Genomic DNA, 15650 nt, shown 5'->3' on the forward strand with positions numbered 1-15650 from the left:
CGGGGAGGTCTTTGTGGCGGCCAACGAATTCAGAATCCGGGAGATCAAGCGGGACGATCCCAGCATACTCTACTCGGACAACCTCTTCGATGTGGCCCGGGAGCGCGGCTGGTGGTCCCCCTCCGACGGTCCGCTGGACTGGCTGCGTACCGTGAGTCTCGGTGAGTACAATCACCCCTACTACTCCCTCCGGCGGGTCTGGCGGGTGCAATCCAAGCTGGCTCCCTCTCTCAACCTCAGCCCCTGGGTGGAGGATGGCTACACCCGAGCGTATCCCTTCTCCGTCAAACCCGATGAAAAGCTGACGGTCCGGGATGTCATGAATCTCTACCGGGATCACTACGAGGGAACCCAGTTCGATATGACAGAAGGGGTCGCAGCCGGCCCCTTCGGGTATCCCAACCGATACTACGGTCCCTACGATGGCCAGGGCGATGTGGGCGACCCTCATAGAGATCTGGCCGGAGCATGGGAGCGGCCGCTTTCGGTGGCCTATTGCGGCTACACCTTTGTCAATCAGGCCAGAGGCTGGCTGCCTGATCCGATCGGCGGAATCTGCTGGTTCGGCCCGGACAAGCCCGCCGAGACCTGCTTTGTGCCCTTCTATGTGGGGGTCTCCGGTCTCCCCGAAGCCTATTCCACCTGCGACACGGATCACTTCTCCAGGGAGAGCGCCTGGTGGGCCTTCAATTTCGTGGCCAACTGGTCCGCGTTGAAGTACAGCTACATGCATCAGGATATCAAGCGTCTGCAGGACTCCATCGAGCTGGGAGAGCTTGAAGCGTCCAAAAAGGTCGATGAGAGGGCAGGGAAGCTCCTTGGGGAAAGCCGGGAGGCCGCCCGTCGCTACCTTACGGAGTTCTGCACCACCAACGCGCAACAGGTGGTTTCCCGGTGGTGGGAGTTCTCGGAGGAGCTGATCGTCCGCTATAATGACGGCTACATCAACAGCCCCGGTCACATGGCCGGTGAGGTGGGGTATCCCAAGGAATGGCTCAAAAGAACAGACTACTACAACGGACCGACAACCTACAAGGAGCCTGAGAAATAGCTCTTTGCAACGGATGAAGGGCTGCCGCCCGTACGGCGGCCCTGGAACCGAAACGGTGGTGCGAGGTGATGCCATGGGGCTGGCCCACATGGACCTTCCCGGAGGTGCGAAGTGCACGCGATGCAAGGGTGAGGCGCTGGTGGCGCTTCCATCGCATAATGCACGGTTCTGCCGAGAATGTTTCTTCGTGTTTGTCGAGAACAGCCTGCGCCGGGCATTGAAGCGTATGCGGCTCTTCCCGGACACCCCGCTGATGGTCGCTGTCTCGGGAGGCAAGGATTCGCTTGTGGTGTGGGATCTTCTGCGCCGGCTGGGCTACAGCACACGGGGATTGCATATCAATCTGGGCATCGGCGAATTCTCCCGTTACTCCAGTGAGGCCGTGGCGAACTTTGCCGAAGCCCGCGATCTTTCCTGGAGCGAGTATCCGCTGAAGGAGTCCTTCGGGTTCACCATGCCGGAGATACAGCGGGCCTTCCGGGAAAAGATCTGCTCCTTGTGCGGGAAGCTGAAACGGCATTTCTTCAACAAGCACGCGACAGATGAAGGCTTTGGCGTACTGGTTACCGGACACAACCTCGATGACGAGGCCAGCAGGTTGCTGGGGAACCTCATCGGAAACAGGCAGCGGTTTGTCCGGAAACAGTATCCGCTGTTGCGCTCCCCGCATCCGGCGATGCCGGCCAAAGCCAAGCCGCTGTTCCGGCTGGAGGACGAGGAGATCGGGATCTATGCCACCTTGGCCGGCATCGATGTGCTCCAGACAGTGTGCCCTTTTGCCGCCGACGCCACCAGTCATGCCCACAAGCGAGCCCTCGATCTTCTGGAAGCGGAGATGCCGGGGCAGAAACGGAAGTTCTACTTTTCCTACATGCGCGAAAACGGCCGACGGGAGAACCTGGAAGACACCAGCGGTTTCGGACGCTGCGAATACTGCGGCGCAGCCTCCAGAGAACCGGTATGCGGTGTCTGCAAGCTCTATGCCCGGGTGGAGGAGTGGTATCGGAAGCGGGAGCTCCCACTCAACCAATAGGTGGGAGGGCAAGGCGGGGATAGGGAGATACAGGACAGGGCGGCCGGGACCCCCCGCCCCCCCTGTCCTGTATCGTGGGTTCGGCTGTCCGGCGTTCGGCTGTGGTCTGTCGACTACGCTGCGCGACGGAGGAGAGACGGTTTGTAGACATCCGCAGGGCCTGCGATGATGTCAAAACCCAGAGAGCCTTCCTTTGACGGAAGGAACCGGACTGTTGGACCGGCTTCGCCGAAGACGTCCCTGTAGGCGTTGCGGAAAGCCGCGCCATGTGTCACGTCCTGGGGGGCCCGCACCGTCAGATACAGAACACGCTGGAGAGATGATCCCGCCTTCTTCAGCTCTCGGGCCAGGCTCTCAAAGGCCTCTTGATACTGCGTGGCGGCCTGCATTCCTTCCTGATCCCCCATGTTCCTGCAGAACAGATAGAGATTTCCCTGTACCGTTGTGGCTGTAACCTTGGACATTGGAACGCCTCCTCTCAAATAGGTGCCTCGTAATTGAGTGCACTGCATTCAGTGAATTTCTTTTGTGCACTGAATTCTACACGCCTCGGTGGCTTCTGTCAACACCTGCGCGTCTCTTTTCCCGAAGAAGGGGAAGCATGGTATTTTGCCTTTGGTGTCCCGGCGGGAAAGGGTAGAATGTGTTGGTATCGGGAGCTTAGCGAAAGAAGCAGGTGATTGGTGTATGAGTGACTATCCTTCTCCCTCCGAGCATGCCTACAGGGAGATTATGAAAAAGATTATCAACGAAGAGCTCATGGCGGGGCAGCGTCTGCCCACCATCCCGCTGGCCGAGGCGATCGGTGTGAGCAGAACACCGGTGATCGAGGCGCTTCGGCGACTGGCCGGACAGGGGATCGTGGTCTTTTCCAGGGGCAGCGGTGCCCGGCTGGTGGCGCCGTCGCGGAAGGAGATCGAGGAGGCCTATTCGGTGCGCGCCCATCTGGAGCGTATGTCCTCCTCCCTTGCGGCGCAGCATGCGGACCCCGTCCAGCTCTGCAGGATGGAGGAGGCGATCAAAGTGGAAGAAGGGGCGGGGAGAGCCAAGGATGCCCTCGGTACGATCGAAGCCAATATGGAGTTCCACCGGATCGTCGGCGAAGCGAGCGGGAACAGCTTTCTCGCCTGGTATGTGCAGAATGTGGTCTCCACGACCTTTGTCTATCAGGTGCTTTTTGAGTCCATATCGGGAGAGGGGTTCGATACAAGTCCGCAGGAGCACTGGGAGATTCTGCACGCCCTGCGTTCGGGTTCGTCGGCGGTGGCGGATATCATGGAACGGCATGTCCTGCTGGCGATCAATGTACTGTCCAGGATTCCCCTGGACGAGGGAAACGATCTATCCTACGGAGGTGACACCCAATGAAGGCCTTTCAGAAACTGGATCTTGGAGATATGGAAGAGAAGGAACTGCGGCCCGGACTCCATGTACGCTTTGTGCACTCCGATAACGCCACCCTGGCCTACTGGCGGATCGAGGAAGGCGCGAGTCTTCCGGCACATTCCCATCCCCACGAGCAGATCGTCAATGTCCTCAGCGGCGAGTTGGCGCTCACCGTGGATGGCAGCGAGCACAGGTTGAAAGAAGGCGGTGTCGTTGTTGTGCCTGGCGATGTAGAACATGCCGCCCAGGCCGTGGAGGAATGCCGGGTGCTCGACGTCTTCACCCCTGTGCGGGAGGATTACAGGTAGCGGAGGTCTTTCCCCCATGGAGAAGAGCGGTGCCGGGATCGCCGCGGCACCGCGATGGCCTTTGGGCTGAGGTGATTACCCGCACAGGCGCAGAGCTGTTCCGGCGTAGATGTGCATGGCCTGGACCAGCTCTGCAACGGGGACGAATTCCCACTCGGTGTGGGCGTTTTTGATGGATCCCGGACCGAGGTTGAGCGCCGGTATGCCGCCGAAGTTTTGCAGTAACGAGGCATCGGTCCAGCCTGGGACCACCGATATCTCTGCCGCCGCACCTGTGGTTTCGAGGATAGCCTCTTTCAGGTGGACCACCAGCGGGGAGTCTTCCTTCACAAAGACGGGGAGGTGGTCCATGGTGGCCATATTGTCGGGGTTTCTCCGAAGGGTGGCGGAGAATTCCGGGTCTTCCGCCGCAAGTTGGTCGAGGAGCTCCCGGAAATCACCGAGAACCTGTTCCAATGTTTCGCCGGGAGTCGGGCGACGGTCGATCTGGACATGACAGCGTCCCGCTACGCTGCTCGGCTGGTCTCCACCGCGGATGGTGCCCAGATTCAGCGTCGAGGCCCCGACCACCGGATGGCTGCGCCCGGCGAGCTTCGGTATGAGTCGATCCTCCACCGCTCTGATGAAGGCGGCGGCCTTGGAAATGGCGTTGACGCCCTGTTCCGGCGTGCCTCCGTGGGCGGTCCTGCCCTTGATCTCGATGTCCAGCCACTCCAGACCACGGTGTCCGATGCCGATGGTCAGATCGGTTGGTTCGCCGACGATAGCGAAGTCGGCCTTGATTCCCCGCCTGATGACCTCCTCTGTTCCCTCGCTTTTCAACTCTTCGTTGATCACGGCGGTGAACACAAGATCACCGGCAAGCCGGATACCTGTCCTGCGAAAGGCTACCAGGGTCATCATCATGGCCGCGGCGCCGGATTTCATGTCACAGGCGCCTCTGCCGCGGATTGTTCCGTTCTCAACGGTGGCGGAGAAGGGTTCCTCCATATTGTAGGGCGGCACCGTATCGATGTGGCCGTTGAGCATCAATGCCGTGCCGCCGCCTTCCCCCGGTATCCGTGCGAGGACGTTGGAGCGTCCCTCCAGAACGGGCATCAGTCGGCATTCGACGCCTTCCGCAGCGAGGAACCCCTGGACGTACCGGGCGATCTCCCCTTCGCGGCCCGGTGTCCCGGAATGGCTGGGTATCTCGATCAATCGGCGCAGGAGTGCCACAAGTTCGGCTTCCGAAACGGCATCCTTGATTCTCTCGAAACGCGACACGCTGTTTCCTCCTTTTTGTGTGGTGTCTGCGCGTAGTATTCTTTGAAGCGTGACATTCGTCAAGTACTGATTCCGAAGGAGGTTTGCCACCGATGTTGTGGACTGATATGAAAAAGTCGAAGGTACGCCCCCTGTTGCTGTGTGTCTGCCTGTTCTGTTTGTTCGGCACTCCGCTGGCTGGACAGGCGGAGGGATACGTGAAGGTCTTCGGCTACAGTCACGCCTACGACTACATGCAGGATCACCGGGCGAAGCGGGAGTACCCCAGGCGGGTACGCGTGATGGCGGACTACTTCAAGAAGGTCAACCCAGATTTGAGCGATGCGATCTGTGTGGACTATGCCGCCCTCGTGGAGCGCCACTCCCGCCGTTTCGAGGTCGATCCCTTTCTTGCGGCGGCCATTATTGTGAAGGAGTCGGGGGTGCAACCCCGGGTCAGGAACGGGTACAGCTATGGGCTGATGCAGGTGAACTGGAAGGCCAACAAGGGATGGATTCCCGATACCTTCCACATGGTCTACTCCGCACGGCGGCTGGTGAAAAGCCGGTACAATATTCCTGTGGGGATCTATATCCTCCGCAAGGCTCTCGACAACAGTGGGGGCAATGTCGACAGGGCGCTGGACCGCTATCGGGGGAAGAATATCGTTTCGTACCGCCGGAAGGTGCTTGATTACTACCGGGATATGGTGCGGATGTTCAAGCGGGAGTAACCGCCGGCGTCAGCGACTGCGGAGCCACTCCGGGTCGTCCGGCCGGTAGGGGCGCTTCCCGTATTGAGCTTCGTAGCGTTGCAGCTCCCTGCGGGCGAAGCGCCCGATGTCTCCACAGGTGCCGAGTTCCCGCCAGTCGATTCCCTCCGCGAAGGGGCATGCGCTGATGCAGACGCCACAATCGGTGCCGACGCTGCGCCAGGTGCGGAAGCAGCGCTCTCCGTCGAGGCGGCCGCAAAAGGGGGAGCCTTCCTCTGTTTCGGAGGGTTGTATGGCCCTTCCGGGACAGAGTTGGACGCAGCGGTTGCAGTGTCGGCAGAATGCCTGGACGCGATCTTCGAGGGGGTCGGGATTGTCGAGGCAGAGCGGCATGTCGGTGCTGACGACGCCAAGCCGGACAGCCGGGCCGTGTTCCCGGGTCATGATCAGGCTATGCCGTCCGAAGACACCCACCCCGGCATCGCGGGCCACAGGGGAGGCGAAAAGCAGATAGTTGCCGTCCATGTGATTCCTCGCCTCGTAGCCCAAGGCTCTGATGCCGTAGGTGAGCGCGAATCCTGCAATGGCGGCGTTGAGGTAGCCAAAGACGGTGGCCAGCTGTTCGGGGGCCCTTGGGGCGGTGTGGAGCAGTTCCAGGTCCATGGGAACGGCGAAGGCGATTCCTACAGGGAGCCTCGGTTCCGGGGGGAGGCCGTACACCTGGGGATGCCTGCCGCGGTGCGTATAGTAGTGTCTGTCTCTGAGCTCGGTGATGCCCACGCTGGAAGCGCCGCATTGGCCTGCGAAGCCCTTGATCCACCGGGTGAGCTGTTCGGGTGTGTGGTCAGCGGCGGGGGTCAGGGGGCGCTGGTGTACCAGAGGATGGAGGTCGGCGAGGAACGCGAACAGCGCTTCCGAGGCCGGCGAGGCGAAGGCATGGAAGGTTGGAGACCCCGGATCCCCCAGTGGAGGCATGCCCCGCAACTCGTCGTCTGTTTCCCGCTTTTCGGGATGTCGGCTATAATAGTCCTGGTGGCTGAAAGTGCCGTGCTGATAGGCCATACGTGCAAAGAGCGTGTCCCGTTCGTCGTAGCGGCCGGGGCGGTTTCCGGATTTCATCTACATGCCGCCTCCTTCCTGGAGGGAGAGTGTGCGGACCTTGTTCCTCGAGTAGCATACATTATAATGCACGGGGAGAGGGTGGAAAACATCTTGATGTGGGTGGATGATTGGAGCGTGGAGATGGGGGGTGGGAACGTGACGGTGAGCGGGACAGTGAGACATTGCGTTTGTCTGAAGTGTTCGACGACGGCGTAAGATGCAAAGGAGCCTTTGGTAATCATGGACGACTCTTCGTTAACTCAGCGGTACGATCGTGTAGCGGTAATCTTTCTTGGACTGTTGACCCTTTTCGCTCTCGGCGTGGTATTGAAATACGCACGACCTGTCATTCTTCCTCTTGTTATCGCCTGGCTTCTTTCCTATATCCTGGGTCCGGTCGTGACGCTCATGGCACGCCGAGGTATCCCGTGGGTTCTCTCGGTTATTATGGTGTTGCCGATTCTCCTGGGGATAGGCTTTCTCTTCGCTACACTGGTCCAGAGCCAGCTGACCAGCTTTGCCGTCGAGTATCCCAAGTACCAGGCCCGTTTTGCGGAGATCTCGTCGGCGCTGGTCAGTCAGTTCGATACGCCCGGGAATGTGACGCTTGATGTCTTCAATGTGAACTGGGGGCAACGGATCGGTTCCTACATTGTCCAGATATCCGGTTCCTTTGTTGCCCTGGTAACCAATCTCGTGAAGGTGATCTTCTTTCTCTTCTTCCTCCTTCTTGGGAAGCCCTACTTCAAGTACAAGCTGATCAAGGCCTTCTCCGACGATCATGCCCGGTACCTCAACCGGATTCTGGAATCCATCTCCTTTCAGGTGGGGCGGTATCTGGCGGTGCTGTTGTTTGTCAGCTTTCTTACCGGGTTTCTGACCTGGCTCTTCCTCTCCTATATAGGCCTCGATTTCGCCTTGACCTGGGGGGTCGTCACCTTCCTGCTGAATTTCATCCCCACCGTTGGATCCATCATCGCCACAATCCCGCCGATCCTCCTGTCGCTCGTGCAGTTCTATCCCGACTTCTGGATGACCGTCATCTGCATGGCGGCGCTCATCACCATACAGATGTCCATCGGCAATATCCTGCTTCCCAACCTCCTGGGGCAGCGGTTGAACCTCAGTCCGGTCGTGGTGCTGCTTGCCCTCCTTTTCTGGGGATGGCTGTGGGGGATTGCGGGAGCCCTGCTTTCCGTTCCGTTGGCCTCGGCGATCAAGATTGTGTGCGAGAATATCCGCCCCCTGCACTTTGTCAGCGTCATTATGGGTTCCGGGAAGAGCTACAAGAAGGAGCTGCTGGGCAAACGGGTGAAAGAGGGCGGCTGAGCGGCTGATAGTGCCACTGCCGCGGAGTCCTGTCGGTCCCGTTCTGCGGCCCCTTTTCCAGACACCATCATTCCAATACGGAGGCGAGGCAATGGTTGTGTACCATGTGCGCAATAGCAAACGTTCCTGGGACGGCGAATCCATAGGCATCCTGATTCTCGATGCCGCCTATCCCTGTGTGCCCGGCAATGTCGGCAATGCGTCCACCTTTCCCTTTCCCGTGCGGTACAAAGAGATCAAAGGGGCCTCGATCGAGCGGCTTTTGAACCAGCGCGACCCGTCACTTCTGCAGCCCTTTCTTGACGGAGCCCGGGAGCTGCAGGACGAAGGGGTCAAGGCCATTACGGGTGCCTGCGGATTCATGGCCCTCTTCCAGCGGGAGGTGCGCGAGGCGATGGAGATCCCCGTCTTCCTCTCCAGCCTCCTTCAGATCCCTTTCATCTTTCAGACACTGCAGTCGGGGAGATCAATCGGCGTGATTACGGCGAATGCCCCGGCATTGACAGAGGGGCACTTCCGGGCGGTTGGCGTCGGTGGTGATATCCCTCTTGTCGTGCGGGGCATGGAAGAGAAGAAGGAGTTCACCGGCGCCGTGCTGGAGGAGAAGGGGAGCCTCGACTCGGCGGAGGTAGAGCGGGAGGTTGTGGACGTAGCGCGACGCATGGTGGCAGAGCAGCCCTCAGTGGGGGCCATTCTGCTCGAATGCAGTGATCTCCCGCCCTATGCCTATGCTGTTCAGCAGGCCGTGGGGTTGCCGGTCTTCGACTTTTTTACGATGATCGCACATGTTCACTCGGCGCTGGTGCGCCATAGGTTCGCGGGATTTATGTAGCAACGGAAGCTGTCGGGTGCGCACAGCCGGAGGCCCCCGGTACCGGGGGCCTCCGGCTCGATGCTTGCTTGTTTCGGTTATGCGTAGTGGTCAAACTGTGTTCCGATGCCGTACAGCTGCTGTGTCGCCTCTGCGGCCAAGGGTGATGCAAAACCGTTGCTTCTCTGACGGATGCCCGTTGTTGCATCTGTGGCCGTGCTGCCTTCCGCTCTCTGGGATGAAGAGGCCTTCCATCCCTTTTCGATTTCGTCCCGTCTTCCCTGTTCCCGGGAATGATAGGAGGTATCGGTCGCCTCCGTGCGGATGCGGTACCGCTCCAGGTTTCTGCGGTCCTGGGTATAGATCCATTCCGGCTCGTGCTGCTGCGCCTGAAGGGTGTACATGACATCATCCCCTTTGCGGCCAGATTGATATACCCAACGCTTATATTATACATCGCGGGCTTTCCCTCGGCAATGTCTCCCCTATCTGGAATGCGTTACGTTGTCGTTGTGCCATTCGATAAGCGATCGGATCACCCCCGGAGCCCATGCACTGTCGATACGCTCTTCAAAGGGGTAGGTCCGTATGACGTTGCCCCAGTGATAGGGTGCCCGCGTGGGTGGCAAAGCGCTTCCCCGGTAGAGGACATAGTCGGCGTAGACGGTCCATTCCACATGTCCCGGTTTGAGCTCTTCCGAAGAAAGAAGCTCCTGATTCTCGTTGTATTTGGCGATCTCGCTCGCTCCAGTGGAATTCCCGTAGAAGACAAAGGCGGTATGGTCCTCCTTGATGCAGACGACGGCATGGACGAGTCCGCTGTCTACAAATATGTCGTGGAGCCCCCAGAAGGGAGGATTGTAGACGACGATGCGCTTGTTCCGACTCCATTCGAGTGTCTTCTGTGAGTAGGGCGCCCGTTTGATAATGTCTGTCAGCGTCAACGGAATCCTGTTTTTCCGCCGAAAGAAGAGATTCCACACGGTTTGTCACCTCCCGTGAGCGGGTTATTCCATTTCTCCCGGACCCTTGCCGGTGCGGAACGTCTCTTTGATGATCTCCCTGAATCTGCCGCCGTAGAAATGGGATTCGTACCAGAGAAGCAGAAGGATCCCTCCGGCAAGCGGGATGAGGAAATAAATGATGCGAAAGAGCAGGAGCGTGGAGACGATCTGGTCCACAGAGTAGAAGGGTTTCAGATAGAAAAGGAGAATGGCGTCGAAGGCACCGGCCCCCTGAGGAACATGACTGATGATGGCGCTCACCTGGGCGATGACGAACACCGAGAGATAGGGGACAAAGCCCAGGGAGGACTCCGGGAGAAGCGTGTAGATCACCAGGCCCAGAAATGTCCAGTCCGCAGTGGAGATGAGAATCTGCGTTGCGGCGATGGTGGGAGTGGCGAAAGGGGCCATCAACTTGTGGTCCTGCAGAGCCAGGTATTCCTTTGACAGCACCAGAATCACAAAGGCGACAAACAACGCTGTGGCGCCAAGCCCCACGTAATAGGCCGCGATGGAGGTGTCCCAGAAGGGGAAGACCAGTTTCTGTTCCGGCGAGACAAAGAGGTAGAGGAGCATCGCCAGGGTGATCAGGCCGAGCCAGTAGATCCAGGCGAAAAGCAGTATGTAGTTGCCGATGGTTTTGGGGGAGAGGCCGAGCCGGGAGAGAAAGCGAAAGCGGACAAGCCCTCCAGCCAGGGCCCCGAGGCCGAGATTGTTGTTGAGGATGAAAGAGATCAGCGACACTACAGAGATGTGCCATCGTGGAACACGAAGACGCAGCTGATGGGCTGTCAGGAGATCGTAACCGATCACCAGCAGATAATTGAGTGCCGTTACACCCAGAGCGGCGATCATGACGATCGGCGGCGTCTTGCGCAGCGATTCCGCGATGCCGGCTGCGGTGATCTCCGGGACGAGCTGGAGGATGTAGCGGATGGAAAAAAAGAGGATCAGCGCGGCGATGGAGCCGTTTGCGATCTTGATAAGCCTCTCTTTATTCATGAAAATAGCCTCATCGATACCCCCGGACAGGGGTCAGAGCGGGTCGACGCTTCCCGCTTCGTCCTGCAGCAGGCTGTCGGCGATATCACCGGCTGCGTTGGGAAAGGAGATCTCCTTTGCGGCGGCCGTCATCTCGCGGAGCCTTTTGGGGTTGTGGTAGAGAAGAGAAATCTTGCGCATGATATCCTCTTCCGACCGCGCAAGCACGCCGGCCCCCTTCTGTTCGATGTACTGGGCGTTGTAGGTTTCCTGATAGGGGATCGGCTTGAACATGAGCATCGGCGTATGCATGGCAAGGGCCTCGCTGACGGTGAGCCCCCCAGGTTTGGTGATCATCAAGGTGCTGACACCCATCAATTCGTGGAGGTTGTGGATGAATCCGAATTTGCGGAGTTCCACATTTTTTGTCGAGTGGTAGCGTTCGAGTTTCTCCAGAACGTCCCGGTTTCTCCCGGCCACCAGCAGGAGGTTCATCTGCATCCCCGCCCCCAGCAGTTCTTCCAGCAGCATAATGGTGAGGCTGTCGGTCATGGCGCTTGCGATCAGCAACAGGGTAAACCTCCTGGGGTCCAGTCCGTGCTCTTTGATGATGGATTCCCTGTTGATCGGCTGGGAGAATCGATCGGATATGGGGATCCCCGTGAGCCGTATCTTGCGTTGGGGGACACCGTTTCGGACAAGACTGTCGCGGACCGCTTCGCTCCCTACGTAATAGCGGTCGATGCCTTCATTGACCCACATCCTGTGCAGGCTGTAGTCGGTTACGACGGCGTAGATGCTGCCTTTCAGCGTGTTTTCGGCTCTCAGTCTGGTGAGCACCTGGGCCGGGAAAAAGTGGGTGCAGACCATGGGGCTGTCTCTGTTATCATTGATGTACTGTTCGAAGCCCTCCACGTTTCGGGTGCTGAAAAAGTTCAGAAGCTGTACGAAATTGCTTGACTCGCCTTTTTGGTCCGTGAGTTTGTAGATGCCCTTTAAGGCGAGATGGCCGTGCTCGCTGAAGAAATCGTAGGCGTTGCTGAAGGTCCAGTTGAAGAGTTTGTTGGAAAATGCCAGGATATCGAGGACCACATTCGCCCGATAGCGTTTGTCGAGAGCCTCCCGCAGCGCACGTGCAGCGGTTTTATGCCCGTGGCCGGCTGTGACGTAGAGAAGCTGGACGGGTCGTTTCACTGATGGAGCACCCCTTTCGGCTTGCAGCTGCTGTATTGTAGTGCGGCCTGGCCGTTCTCGGAAGCATGCGGGAATATGGAACCAGCGCCGACGAGATTCTCCGATATTTGTTCGAAATCATATTGTACCAGAAAGAGTTCCGTGAAACAGAGGCCTTCTTTCCGGTGGAAGGAGGTTTCGCTGTTTCGGGAGGCCATGGTTGCTGTACAATATGCATTTGGTGGACGCCTCTCCTGACAGGTGTTCCAAAAATCAAGACGGAAAGGGAACGAGAACGGGATGGACGAAAGCGGCCACACCTCCTATAGATTGCAGCTCCGCACGCTGCGCCGCTCGGATTACGATGACATCAAGGAGATCATGCGCCATGTGTATCCTTCTACAATGGGCGGGGAGTGGGACTTCGAGGAGTTTTCCGCTCAGATCACCCGTTTCCCCGAGGGGCAGATCTGCATCGAGGACGACGGCAAGGTGGTTGCGGCGGCGTTGAGCCTGATCATCGACTACGGCAAATTCGGCGATGCCCATACCTACGACCAGGTTGTCGGGGAGGGGTATATCGAAAACCACGATCCCGAGGGCGACTATCTCTACGGGATCGATGTCTTTGTCCACCCCGACTACCGCGGCCTGCGTCTCGGGCGCCGGCTCTACGATGCCCGGAAGGAACTCTGCGAGAACGCCAATCTCAAGGGGATCCTGATCGGCGGCCGCATACCGAACTACCAGGACAATGCGGGCGAGGTGTCGCCGCACGACTACATCCAGATGGTGCAGGCCCGGGAGCTCCACGATCCCGTGCTGACCTTCCAGCTGAGCAACGGGTTCCACTTCCGGAAGGTGATCCGCGGGTACTGGCCTGAGGACCGTCACTCCATGGGGTACGGGGTGCTTCTGGAGTGGAACAACATCTACTACGAGGAGACGGGACGACGGATTTCCCAGATGCGGAGCTACATCCGATTCGGAGCGGTGCAGTGGCAGATGCGGCTCTTCCGCTCTCTCGACGACATGATGCAACAGGTCGAGTTCTTTGTCGACACGCTGGCGGATTACAACGCCGATATCATCCTCTTCCCGGAGCTTTTCAACGCGCCTCTGATGTGGAAGTTCAACCAGGAGGATCCCGCCGAGGCGATGCGTTCCCTGGCCGAATATACCGACGAGATACGGCAGCGGTTCCTCGAGATGGCCGTGGAGTATAATGTCAATATCGTGGCCGGGAGCATGCCGGAGTACCACGAAAGCAAGCTGTTCAATGTCTCTTTCCTGTGCAGAAGGGACGGAACCTGGGACAAGCAGTACAAACTGCACATTACCCCCGATGAATCGCGGTTCTGGGGGCTGCAGGGCGGTTTCGGGCTCCGGGAGTTCGAGACGGATGTGGGAACCGTGGGGATCCTGGTCTGTTACGATGTGGAATTCCCAGAGCTGGCCCGCTATCTGGCCGATAGAGGAATCAATATACTGCTGGTACCCTTCTGGACGGATACGAAAAACGGCTATCTGCGGGTGCGGCGCTGTGCCCAGGCTCGGGCCATCGAGAACGAATGCTATGTGGCGATATCGGGGAGTGTGGGAAACATCCCCAAGGTGGAAAATATGGATATCCAGTACTCCCAGGCAGCGGTCTTCACGCCCGCCGATTTCGCCTTTCCCCACGATGCCATCGCCGCCGAGGCGAATCCGAACACCGAGATGGTCCTGGTGGCCGATCTCGATGTGGAGCTGCTCAAAGAGTTGCGGCAGCAGGGGAGTGTGCGGAACCTCCGGAGCAGACGGCGGGATCTCTACCGGCTTGACTGGTTGGGGAAGAGGAATTCCACAGAGGAGGTGTGATATCTCTTGCGCAGACGCAGAGGTATGTTTTCGGGGAATCGCGGCGGAGGAGGCCTTGCGCGGGTTCTCCTTCTGGGTATTGTGATCGGTGGGCTTGTCATCGGCGGATTTTTCGCCTTCGGGATGTTCGGGGCCGACGCAACGGACGGTGCCGCTGTCTCACAGCGTCAGTCCGCTGAAGGGCCCGACGAGAAGGGGAATGCCGTGCAGCAGCCGGAGGACCCCGCTCGTCGGTACACGATCCGTCTCGGCGAAGGCGCCAGTCTGGATGTGGGTTCACAGGAGTTCTGGGTTCTGATCGACAAGAGCGCTGCGAAACTCTACGCACTCAAGGGAAAGGAGCCCCAGGACAGCTATCCCGTGGCCCTGGGGGAGCGTTCCGGAGACAAGCGGCGCGTCGGCGATATGCGCACGCCGGAAGGGGTCTTCAGCGTGCAGCAGATCCAGGACTCCAGCTACTGGAAGCACGACTTCGGCGACGGCAAGGGGCCCATCGAGGGTGCCTACGGTCCCTGGTTCATCCGGCTGGAAACAGGCTGGAAGGGCATCGGCATCCATGGGACCCATGACCCGTCAACGATCGGGAAGCGCGTCACCGAGGGGTGCATCAGACTGCACAACCGAAACATCGAGGTGCTCAAAGAGCAGGTGGGGATTGGCACCACCGTGGTCATCCAGAGGTAGACGGTATTGTTACACAGGCGTTACGCTCGTGACATGGCTGTGTTACACGCCTTCGGTACACTCTCCGTGAAAACGGTCGGGCCGGATCGGTCCACTGAAAACATGAAGGAGGAGATGTGTCTATGAAGCGTTTTGCTGTTGTTCTGCTTTCTGCACTGCTGGGTCTTTCGTTGCTTGCCGGGGCTGCCTTTGCCGGTGAGATCACCATCAAGGGTTCCACCACCGTGCTTCCCATCGCCCAGGCCTGTGCCGAGAAGTTCATGGCGGAGAATCCCGATGTCTCCATCACCGTTTCCGGCGGCGGCAGCGGAAACGGAATCAAGGCTCTGATCGACGGCACCACCGATATCGCCGATGCCTCCCGCCCCATCAAGGACAGGGAAATCAAGATGGCCGAGGAGAAGGGCATCGAGCCGATGGACCACAAGGTTGCCATCGACGCCGTGATCCCCGTGGTCCACCCTTCCAACCCCGTGGACAACCTGACCCTGGACCAGCTGATGAAGATCTACACCGGCAAGATCAAGAACTGGAGCGAGGTGGGTGGCGAGGACAAGCACATCGCCGTGGTGACCCGCGACACCAGCTCCGGCACCTTCGAGACCTGGGAGAAGAAGGTTCTCGAGGGCAAGAGGGTTCTTCCCCGCTCCATCGTTGTGGCCTCCGCCGGCGCCATGAACCAGACCGTGGCCAATAACCCCCTGGCCATCGGCTACAATGGGATCGGCTACATCGAAGACAACGAGGATATCGAGACGCTCAGTATCAACGGTATTCCCGCCAACACAGAGACGGCTCTGAGCGGCGAATTCCCGGTGGTCCGCTTCCTCCACATGTACACCGACGGCGAGCCCGCCGGCGATACCAAGGCCTTCATTGACTTTATCTTCAGCGCCGAGGGCCAGAAGCAGGTGAAGCAGGCCGGGTTCCTTCCCGTGAAATAGGGAAACGGCATTTGATCGGTTGATGGA

At 59.0% G+C, this 15650-nt stretch carries 17 protein-coding genes; 10 read left to right on the top strand and 7 right to left on the bottom strand.

What is annotated here, in order from left to right:
- Positions 1-1051, top strand: a 1051-nt coding sequence (locus tag K9L28_05370) for a C69 family dipeptidase (GenBank protein MCF7935746.1), incomplete at its 5' end; no start/stop codon positions are given.
- Between the two features lie 187 nt (positions 1052-1238).
- On the top strand, positions 1239-2084 hold the full coding sequence (locus K9L28_05375) for an adenine nucleotide alpha hydrolase family protein (GenBank protein ID MCF7935747.1): 846 nt from the start codon (positions 1239-1241) through the stop codon (positions 2082-2084).
- 113 nt (positions 2085-2197) lie between these two features.
- Here the strand turns inward: K9L28_05375 and K9L28_05380 are convergent, their stop codons facing one another.
- Entirely contained in the window at positions 2198-2548 is a 351-nt protein-coding gene (locus K9L28_05380) for a hypothetical protein (GenBank protein MCF7935748.1), read from the bottom strand.
- Between the two features lie 223 nt (positions 2549-2771).
- Here K9L28_05380 and K9L28_05385 point away from each other — a divergent pair, with 223 nt between their 5' ends.
- Together K9L28_05385 and K9L28_05390 are read left to right on the top strand one after the other, a co-directional pair.
- The gene (locus K9L28_05385) at positions 2772-3452 is read left to right on the top strand and encodes a GntR family transcriptional regulator (protein ID MCF7935749.1); all 681 of its coding nucleotides are present in this window, start codon (positions 2772-2774) and stop codon (positions 3450-3452) included.
- Positions 3449-3778 carry a cupin domain-containing protein gene (locus K9L28_05390; protein ID MCF7935750.1) on the top strand — a complete coding sequence of 110 codons (330 nt, stop codon included), beginning with the start codon at positions 3449-3451 and terminating at the stop codon, positions 3776-3778. The genes K9L28_05385 and K9L28_05390 overlap by 4 nt, the downstream gene beginning before the upstream one ends.
- Before the next feature lie 75 nt (positions 3779-3853).
- Here K9L28_05390 and K9L28_05395 read toward each other — a convergent pair whose 3' ends face one another.
- A complete protein-coding gene (locus K9L28_05395) occupies positions 3854-5044 on the bottom strand; it encodes a M20 family metallopeptidase (GenBank protein MCF7935751.1) in 1191 nt (396 codons plus the stop codon).
- A gap of 92 nt (positions 5045-5136) precedes the next feature.
- Here K9L28_05395 and K9L28_05400 point away from each other — a divergent pair, with 92 nt between their 5' ends.
- Positions 5137-5757: a transglycosylase SLT domain-containing protein gene (locus K9L28_05400; protein MCF7935752.1), complete on the top strand. Its 621-nt coding sequence runs from the start codon at positions 5137-5139 to the stop codon at positions 5755-5757.
- A gap of 9 nt (positions 5758-5766) precedes the next feature.
- On the opposite strand, the gene K9L28_05405 is transcribed toward K9L28_05400, so the two are convergent.
- On the bottom strand, positions 5767-6855 hold the full coding sequence (locus K9L28_05405; GenBank protein MCF7935753.1) for a hypothetical protein: 1089 nt from the start codon (positions 6853-6855) through the stop codon (positions 5767-5769).
- Between the two features lie 222 nt (positions 6856-7077).
- On the opposite strand from K9L28_05405, the gene K9L28_05410 reads away from it, so the two are divergent.
- Together K9L28_05410 and K9L28_05415 are read left to right on the top strand one after the other, a co-directional pair.
- The gene (locus K9L28_05410; protein ID MCF7935754.1) at positions 7078-8166 is read left to right on the top strand and encodes an AI-2E family transporter; all 1089 of its coding nucleotides are present in this window, start codon (positions 7078-7080) and stop codon (positions 8164-8166) included.
- A 91-nt stretch (positions 8167-8257) separates the two neighbouring features.
- Positions 8258-8998, top strand: coding sequence for an aspartate/glutamate racemase family protein (locus K9L28_05415; protein ID MCF7935755.1), 741 nt, complete (start codon positions 8258-8260; stop codon positions 8996-8998).
- A 77-nt stretch (positions 8999-9075) separates the two neighbouring features.
- Here the strand turns inward: K9L28_05415 and K9L28_05420 are convergent, their stop codons facing one another.
- From K9L28_05420 to K9L28_05435, 4 genes are all read right to left on the bottom strand, one after another.
- Positions 9076-9381 carry a hypothetical protein gene (locus K9L28_05420; protein MCF7935756.1) on the bottom strand — a complete coding sequence of 102 codons (306 nt, stop codon included), beginning with the start codon at positions 9379-9381 and terminating at the stop codon, positions 9076-9078.
- A gap of 81 nt (positions 9382-9462) precedes the next feature.
- The gene (locus K9L28_05425) at positions 9463-9921 is read right to left on the bottom strand and encodes a hypothetical protein (protein ID MCF7935757.1); all 459 of its coding nucleotides are present in this window, start codon (positions 9919-9921) and stop codon (positions 9463-9465) included.
- 63 nt (positions 9922-9984) lie between these two features.
- Positions 9985-10983, bottom strand: coding sequence for a hypothetical protein (locus K9L28_05430; protein MCF7935758.1), 999 nt, complete (start codon positions 10981-10983; stop codon positions 9985-9987).
- A 33-nt stretch (positions 10984-11016) separates the two neighbouring features.
- Positions 11017-12156 (bottom strand): hypothetical protein, encoded by a 1140-nt coding sequence (locus tag K9L28_05435; GenBank protein MCF7935759.1) that lies wholly within the window; start codon positions 12154-12156, stop codon positions 11017-11019.
- A gap of 279 nt (positions 12157-12435) precedes the next feature.
- Between K9L28_05435 and K9L28_05440 the strand changes: the two genes are divergently transcribed.
- The 3 genes from K9L28_05440 to K9L28_05450 all read left to right on the top strand — a co-directional run bounded on the left by K9L28_05440 (position 12436) and on the right by K9L28_05450 (position 15623).
- The gene (locus K9L28_05440) at positions 12436-13995 is read left to right on the top strand and encodes a GNAT family N-acetyltransferase (protein ID MCF7935760.1); all 1560 of its coding nucleotides are present in this window, start codon (positions 12436-12438) and stop codon (positions 13993-13995) included.
- Positions 13996-14118: 123 nt separating this feature from the next.
- Complete coding sequence (locus K9L28_05445; protein ID MCF7935761.1) at positions 14119-14679, top strand: L,D-transpeptidase; 561 nt, start codon at positions 14119-14121, stop codon at positions 14677-14679.
- A 122-nt stretch (positions 14680-14801) separates the two neighbouring features.
- On the top strand, positions 14802-15623 hold the full coding sequence (locus K9L28_05450) for a PstS family phosphate ABC transporter substrate-binding protein (protein MCF7935762.1): 822 nt from the start codon (positions 14802-14804) through the stop codon (positions 15621-15623).
- The last annotated feature ends 27 nt before the right edge of the window (positions 15624-15650 follow it).

The organism is Synergistales bacterium, assembly GCA_021736445.1.
Classification (GTDB): domain Bacteria; phylum Synergistota; class Synergistia; order Synergistales; family Aminiphilaceae; genus JAIPGA01.

Coding starts and splice junctions, on each gene's coding strand:
- K9L28_05440 (MCF7935760.1), top strand. CDS start 12,436: ATGGACGAAAGCGGCCACACCTCCTATAGATTGCAGCTCCGCACGCTG.
- K9L28_05450 (MCF7935762.1), top strand. CDS start 14,802: ATGAAGCGTTTTGCTGTTGTTCTGCTTTCTGCACTGCTGGGTCTTTCG.
- K9L28_05390 (MCF7935750.1), top strand. CDS start 3,449: ATGAAGGCCTTTCAGAAACTGGATCTTGGAGATATGGAAGAGAAGGAA.
- K9L28_05430 (MCF7935758.1), bottom strand. CDS start 10,983: ATGAATAAAGAGAGGCTTATCAAGATCGCAAACGGCTCCATCGCCGCG.
- K9L28_05405 (MCF7935753.1), bottom strand. CDS start 6,855: ATGAAATCCGGAAACCGCCCCGGCCGCTACGACGAACGGGACACGCTC.
- K9L28_05445 (MCF7935761.1), top strand. CDS start 14,119: ATGTTCGGGGCCGACGCAACGGACGGTGCCGCTGTCTCACAGCGTCAG.
- K9L28_05380 (MCF7935748.1), bottom strand. CDS start 2,548: ATGTCCAAGGTTACAGCCACAACGGTACAGGGAAATCTCTATCTGTTC.
- K9L28_05415 (MCF7935755.1), top strand. CDS start 8,258: ATGGTTGTGTACCATGTGCGCAATAGCAAACGTTCCTGGGACGGCGAA.
- K9L28_05420 (MCF7935756.1), bottom strand. CDS start 9,381: ATGTACACCCTTCAGGCGCAGCAGCACGAGCCGGAATGGATCTATACC.
- K9L28_05400 (MCF7935752.1), top strand. CDS start 5,137: ATGTTGTGGACTGATATGAAAAAGTCGAAGGTACGCCCCCTGTTGCTG.
- K9L28_05385 (MCF7935749.1), top strand. CDS start 2,772: ATGAGTGACTATCCTTCTCCCTCCGAGCATGCCTACAGGGAGATTATG.
- K9L28_05410 (MCF7935754.1), top strand. CDS start 7,078: ATGGACGACTCTTCGTTAACTCAGCGGTACGATCGTGTAGCGGTAATC.